This is a genomic window from Anaeromusa sp., from assembly GCF_028691475.1.
In the GTDB taxonomy this organism is placed as follows: Bacteria; Bacillota; Negativicutes; order Anaeromusales; family Anaeromusaceae; genus Anaeromusa.
Genome location: NZ_JAQUZF010000119.1, coordinates 1 through 7085 on the forward strand (window position 1 = coordinate 1; position 7085 = coordinate 7085).

Here is a 7085-nt window from a genome sequence, read left to right on the forward strand (position 1 = left end):
AAAATTAGCCCCTGAACGCTCCAACAATTTCGCAGAACGCACCAGCTCCGCCTCCGGACTGGGCGCCCCATGTAAAATAGCGTCAATGCGCGAAGGAATATGCGGATTGTTATAAATCAAAATAGAAAGATGTTCCTGGTCGGTCTGCGCTTTTGTATTTTCAATCATCTTCACAAACAAATCCGCTGTTGCCATGGGCCCCATACCCCCGAGCACTCCAATCATCGCCATAGGTTCCGCCTCCTTTTGCGTATCTCTGTTTTTAGCTTACACAAAAAGAAAAGCCCTGAAAAATCAGCGCTTTTTATGCCATCCATCATTTATTTTTATAAGCATCCATTTCCCCCAGAAGAGTCAGCAAGCTTTCTTCGGCTGCGGAATTTTCACTCAACTGCCAAAGCAACGCTTGCATAGCGGCAGTAAAGGTCTGCCTGACACGATGTACTAAAAAAATCTTCATCTGTAAAGCCGGCCCCTCGGCTAAACGCAGCTTTCCTTGCTGCAGCTCCTCCTGCACCAGCGTCTTGGGCAGATAGGCCGCCCCTAAGCCGTTCAACACCGCCCGCTTGACCGCTTCGGAATCACTGTACTCAGCCACCGTATGATATGGCTGGCTGCCTCGCGCCAACTCCCATTGGGCTCTAAAATCACTGCCTTGCTTAAAATTAACCAAGGGCAATACGTCCCCGTTTTCCCAAGAACAGTTCTGGCCAATCACCCAGAGAATATCTTCTTCCCAAACAGCATGCTCCTTCAGGCGCCGCAAGTAATTGCGTCCGTGAATCAGACCCAAATCAAACTGGCCGTCTTCTACGCCCTGCAGTACGGTCTTCGTATTGGAGCACACTTCCACACTAACAATCAGTTGAGGCATTTTCTCTTGCAGCCGCCGCAGTACATCCGGTAAAAAATAATTAATCAGCTGCGTGGATACGCCTAACACCAAGGACTCGCGATTTTCTGCGTACACAGCCAGCTCTTCCTTAGCCTGCTCCCACTGCAGCAAGATGCTCTCCGCGTGCGCCACCAGGCGCAGTCCCGCTTCGGTTAGCAGCAAACGCTTCCCCTTGCGTGTAAAAAGCCGCGCTCCTAAAGCGCTTTCCAGATTATGAATTTGCGCCGTAATAGCCGGCTGCGTAAAATTCAGGCGTTCCGCTGCCTGAGTGATGTTCATCAACCGGGCTACCAGCAAAAAAGTCTTCAGCAATCGCAATTCCATCCGCTCACCGCCGCCCTTTCTCTTTTCATTGTAGCCGCCGCGGCAAGCTATGGCAACGCTTCGCTATTCGCTTTAAGCAAACCCGCTGCGCGGTCCTTTTGGGGAACGTCACAGAGAAAGAACGAAGATTGAACAAGAGTCGCGGGAGTCACGAGAGGGTATGAATGAGGGTTACTGAGTATTTATGTTTTAACAGGAGTAGAGTGAGTAAAGTAAGGGATTAATTATGCCGCAGTTAAAATGGTTCAGGAGAACCGTCCCCCTGAACCATAAAGCCCTTTCGCGTTTTTCGCGTATTAAAAACAGGCCCGCATTCCTAAGAATACAGACCTGTTTTTAGAGCCTAATTTAGATAACGCCTTCCAAATGCAGCATGAACTGAGCAATGGCCGTAGAAAAGACAAAGGTGCCTGTATAAACCGCCAAAGCTACAATGATAATGCGCCAGGACATCTTTTTGAAAATTTCCAAGTCCTTGCCGACACCCAAGCCTGCATAAGCCAAGATGGGCGTACAAAGAGCCAAAAAGTCAATTTTTCCAGTATAGAGAGTCACCTCTTTAGCCACAGGGGAAAGCTGCGAAGTCGAAAGCAGCGCCACCAGGGACACCCAGAAAACCATTGGCAGTTTTCCCGGCACCACTTTGGCTAAAATCATACCCGCTACCGTAATCACCAGCAAAATTCCATACCCAATCAAGGAATCCCCAAAGGGCTGCTTGTAGCCGATCATGTTTCCCACAACGGTAATCAGACCGAACAGAACCATAACGGCAATTGTTTCCTGCAAACGCATCATGAGGACTTTCCTCCCTTCGGAGACAAGATAGGCGACAAAACGCGATAGAGATAGTTTGTCACCGGCAAGGAAATGAAGAGACAGAAGTAAATGCCCACAATGGTCGTCAATAAGTTAGCGGCGCCGGCATACATCAAAATTTCATTCGCCACTTCCGGATGTACTGCTTTTAGAGCCCCCGACGCAGCCGCCATCATACTTCCAGAGCCAACGCCTGCGCCCATAGCGAGAGCAAAGGGATGGAACACCTTCAATGCAGCCAAATAGCCCGCTAAAAGGCCCAGCCAAACTGCCCCGAAGACGGTACCGCAAATATACACAGACATAACGCCGCGGCCTTCCGGTGAATCCAGACCGTATTTTTCGGCAATAATGGCGATATTCGGTTCCCGGTCAATGGAAAACGTAGCGCCTACGGCCTCACGCCCCAAACCGAGGAACAAAGCCAAGGGCAAGCCCAGCACTACGGTCCCCAAGAAATGACCCAATTCTTGAATGGACAAAGTCCAACCGGATTGAGCCAGTTTCGCCACAGAAGGTCCAATAATAACCCCCAGTTTCGTAACCAACAGCAAGGTTACAACCGTCAGTACCTGCGAAGCTACGCCCATTTCCGGCAATTTCATGACTTTCAGTTTGGGCCAACTGATAAACGCGCCTAGAATCATAGCGTATAACATAGGTAAAAATAAGAGCACCCCTGGTCCCAGAGGAATTTTGTGCGTACCGATGCCCTCGCAGACCATAACGAGAAGCAGCGCCAACGCATGCACTTTCCAAGACGTTAAAACCTTCAAGATTTTCCGCCCCCTTTCACGTATTGCAGATTATGGTATCATTATCTATTTAACGCGTCAAACTGAGAAAGAAAGAAAATACATCTATTTCCCCTTTTCTTGTTTGTTATTCGCTAATAACCACCTTTTTTCGCCGCTTGTTCTCCTTGCATAGGAGCCTTATACTTAAGGAGTATTAATTACGTTTACTTCTTTTAACAAGATATGAAAAGAAATCCAGATGCAACATAAGGAGTGTTCACTATGACTAAAGACGAATGCAAACAACGAGTCAACGCCGCCATCCAGGCGCATAAGGAGGAAATATTCGCCCTAGCTGATTCGGTCTTCTCCGAGCCGGAATTAGGCTTTAAAGAAACTAAAACGGCCGCTAAAATTGCCGCTTTATTTGCAAAACACAGCATTCCGTCCGAACAAGGTTTAGCTCTAACCGGAGTTAAAGGACGCCTCAAGGGCCGCACCAGCGGACGCACCATTGCCGTACTTGGCGAGTTGGATGCGGTTATCTGCCATGAACATCCGGCTGCCTGTGCGGAAACCGGCGCTGCTCACGCCTGCGGCCATCATGCACAGCTTGCAGCCATGGCCGCTTGCGCCATCGGTTTAGCCGAGTCTGGAGTCATGCAGGAATTAGACGGCGATGTAGTCCCTTTTGCCGTACCTGCCGAAGAGTACGTAGAAATTGAATACCGCAACCGCCTGCGTACCGAAGGAAAACTAGGTTTTCTGGCAGGCAAAGCGGAACTAATTCGCCTCGGCGCTTTTGACGATGTCGACATGTCCATGATGATGCATCTTTCCACGACTGGCGAAGGAGGCCGCCTTATCCAAGTAGGCGGCACCAGCAACGGCTTTATCGGCAAACTCATCCGCTACAAAGGGCGCGAAGCCCATGCCGCCGGCGCTCCTCATGAAGGCGTCAACGCTCTCAATGCCGCCATGTTAGCGATGATGGCCGTTCACGCCCAACGCGAAACGTTCCGTGACGAAGATCATGTGCGTTTTCATCCCATCATCACCAAAGGCGGTGACTTGGTTAATGTCGTACCGTCGGACGTTCGCCTGGAAAGCTATGTTCGCGCTCGCACCGTTCCCGCTATTATCGATGCCAACGTTAAAATTGATCGAGCCCTGCAGGCAGGCGCACTGGCTATTGGCGCCGATGTGGAGATTACAGATCTGCCAGGCTACCTTCCTTTAAGCAATGAAGCCTCCCTCAGCGCCTTGCTGCGAGAAAATGCCGCCGCTTTGGTTGGCGCCGACAAGGTGGAGGAACTGGATCATCACGCCGCCAGCACCGATATGGGGGATCTTTCCCATATCATGCCTGTCACCCACCCTTGGGTTGGCGGCGTTAGCGGCAACGCTCATACCCGAGACTTCTGCGTCTCCGATCCTGACATGGCTTATCTGGTTTCCTCGCAAGCCATGGCTCACACCATTATTGACTTACTTTACGATCATGCCGCCGAAGCAGAAGCGATTCTCGCCGACTACACCCCGCCCATGACTCGCGAAAGCTATGTGAAGTTTTGGGAAGACATCGCCGCGAAAAAATAAAAGCCAACAGCAAGAAACGAACACCCGATTCTAATGAAACAGCGCTAAGGACTATGCCCTTAGCGCTGTTTTTTATGTCTCCGTTTGCAAAAAAACTTCAACCAGCTTCGGGTCAAACTGACTTCCTGCCAAAGACCTCAATTCCTCGATCGCTTCCGCCTTGCTCTTTCCCTCCCGATAACTGCGCGGCCGCTGCATCGCGTCAAAGGCGTCAACAATAGCAATCATCCGGCTTAAAAGCGGAATATCCTCCCCCGCAAGGCCGTCCGGATAGCCGGTCCCATCCCAGCATTCATGATGATGCCGGATCGCTTCTGCTAAATCCATCAAACCCGGCAATTGCTGCGCCATACGCCCTCCAATTTCGGCATGTTTGCGGATTTCTTTCCATTCGCTAGGCGAAAGCAGCTCTCGCTTATTTAGGATTTCCATGGAAATAGCAACTTTACCCAGATCATGGTAGCGACCCAAGCGCCGCAGTCGTTCAAATTCCGTTTCCGCCAACCCTATGGCCGCTCCCAACTTTTGCAGTTTTACCGCTACTTCCTCCATATGCTCTGCTGCGATGGGTTCAGTGATGCGCAACCGTTTTTCGAACATCTGCAGCATTCCTTGCCGCGTCTGGTTGCGCTGGCGGCTTTTCGAGCTGTACATCGCATCATCGGCTTCTCGAAACATAGTCTCCAACGGTAGAAATGCCCCGTGCCGCCAAGACCAGCCGCACGAAATGAACAGAGGCCATGCCAAGGCTCGCTCGTTATGCTCTTTAATTACATTAGCAATGCGCTGTTGCACGCCTGCAATGCCATCCTCTTCCATATCCGGCAGAAAAGCCACAAACTCATCACCGCCGATGCGAAACAACAAATCTTGCTCACGCAAACTGCGCCGCAGCACCCAGGCAGCCGCCCGCAGTAAATCGTCTCCGGCCGCATGCCCCAGCGTATCATTGACCAGTTTTAGGCCATCCACATCACACACAAGTACGGCCAACGGCCCTTTGCCTTCTTTCTTTAAGCGCTCCATTTCATATTCGAAGAAGAAACGATTGTATAAACCAGTCAGTTGATCATGAAAGCTGACGCGACGGAGTTTCTGCTCAAACTCTTTGCGCTCGCTTACATCGCGCACAATAAACGCAACTACATCCTGCAATTCTCCCGCCAATTGCTGTACGCTGACTTCTACAAAAAACAGACTGTCGTCACTGCGACGATGCATCTCTTCAATAACCGGCTTCGCCGAACTCCTCCGAATCTTATCCCAAGCCAACACGTCCTGGCGCACCGGATACAAGTCATGCAGACTGCCGGTCAATAACTCTTGCCGCGTCTTGCCATAGGCCACCTCCGCGGCTTTGTTGACTTCAATAATCTGCTGATCCGACATCCGTACAAACAAAATAATATCGGTTGCATTCTCCGACAGCAAGCGATATTTTTGCAGCAACTGTTCCGCTTCCGAAGAAAGGCGGTGAAATTCCTGCAAAAGCTCCATTTGCTGCTGAATCACGCCAGTCATAATGTTAAAAGAATCGCAAAGAGAATGCAGTTCTCTAGGCACAAAGCCTCCTTCTTGCAGTTCCACAGGCTGCGTATACTCTCCTGCTTGCACTCGTTTTGCCCCTTGAACCAGCGCTTGCACTGGTCTTTCCAAGGTTTTGGAAAAGTACCAAAGCAAAAATCCAGATAAAAAAAGCACCCCTGTCATCACCAATAATACCCATTGCAAAAACTCGTTTATAGGCTTTACCACGCCGCTCCAGGGAATTTCGCTAACAACCAGCCACCCGCCTGGTTCTGCTTTCTGGTAAGCTTGCAGATACTCTTCCTCGCCCCGTTGATAACGCCGAACGCCTTCCCCGCTGGTCCGCATGGTTTCAAAAAAGCCGCTGTTTTCCCAACCTTCCGCTGGCTCTATAGCGCTCGATAAAACCAGATTGTTAGCTGATACTAGATATAAATCGCCTGACATAACAGGTTGAACCTTCTTCAGCATAGACACGATGGAATCCGCATACACTACTACAAGCACCATTCCGCCAAATTTTTCACCTTGGGCTTTCACGGGATGAGAAAACACGACTACCTGCCGCTCCAATGCTTGACTGCTCAATAAGCCGGAAACAAACGGCCGCCCTTCCCTCGCCTCCTGGAAATAGGCTCGCTCCCCAGCGAACAACTGCTGTGCCGGCTTTATGCCGCTAGTAAACTTTCCAAAACCGTCATCGCCAACAAAAATAACATCTAACTCCTCCTGAGAGGAAGCTTTGATCGCCAAGGCCTGTTCTTTGAACAACGCCCAGTTCTGTGTTTGAGCCGCCTTGCCCAAAGCCAAATAAGCTGCCAGTTCTGTGTAATGCTGTTGCCAATTCCTCAAAAATTGATTTTGCAACACTACGGCTTGTTGTAAATTTCGCACGCTGCTTTCACGAAGATGATCGACTTCATGCCAAATAAATACCCCTGTTAAAGCAAGGGAACTGCACAGCAGCAGCATTAGACCAAACAATCCCATTTGCTGCCTAATGGTTCTTTGCATTCCAAACCGCACAGTCCGCCCTCCCTTCTCAATTCCCATTATTATTATAATCTTATACAGGGTAAATTCTTTTTTTTACTGAAAATACCTTCTATACGCCCTATTTTGCGGTACGGCATTTGTGTTTTTCCCTAAAAAGGGTATATAATGGAGCCACACTAAATGAGATT

At 49.8% G+C, this 7085-nt stretch carries 6 protein-coding genes; 1 reads left to right on the top strand and 5 read right to left on the bottom strand.

The genetic code is table 11. The features are described from left to right. The 4 genes from PHF27_RS12265 to PHF27_RS12280 form a co-directional block, all read right to left on the bottom strand. Positions 1 to 231, bottom strand: a 231-nt coding sequence (locus PHF27_RS12265; RefSeq protein WP_300070501.1) for an aspartate/glutamate racemase family protein, incomplete at its 3' end; no start/stop codon positions are given. 85 nt (positions 232 to 316) lie between these two features. After that, entirely contained in the window at positions 317 to 1219 is a 903-nt protein-coding gene (locus tag PHF27_RS12270; protein WP_300070504.1) for a LysR family transcriptional regulator, read from the bottom strand. A 348-nt stretch (positions 1220 to 1567) separates the two neighbouring features. Continuing rightward, a complete protein-coding gene (locus PHF27_RS12275; protein ID WP_300070507.1) occupies positions 1568 to 2017 on the bottom strand; it encodes a hypothetical protein in 450 nt (149 codons plus the stop codon). After that, complete coding sequence (locus PHF27_RS12280; RefSeq protein ID WP_018703719.1) at positions 2014 to 2814, bottom strand: DUF3100 domain-containing protein; 801 nt, start codon at positions 2812 to 2814, stop codon at positions 2014 to 2016. Before PHF27_RS12280 ends, PHF27_RS12275 begins: the two co-directional genes overlap by 4 nt. A gap of 243 nt (positions 2815 to 3057) precedes the next feature. Here PHF27_RS12280 and PHF27_RS12285 point away from each other — a divergent pair, with 243 nt between their 5' ends. Further along, positions 3058 to 4374, top strand: a complete 1317-nt coding sequence (locus tag PHF27_RS12285; RefSeq protein WP_300070511.1) for an amidohydrolase — start codon at positions 3058 to 3060, stop codon at positions 4372 to 4374. Between the two features lie 72 nt (positions 4375 to 4446). Here PHF27_RS12285 and PHF27_RS12290 read toward each other — a convergent pair whose 3' ends face one another. Next, on the bottom strand, positions 4447 to 6927 hold the full coding sequence (locus PHF27_RS12290) for an HD domain-containing phosphohydrolase (protein ID WP_300070514.1): 2481 nt from the start codon (positions 6925 to 6927) through the stop codon (positions 4447 to 4449). Positions 6928 to 7085: the final 158 nt, after the last annotated feature.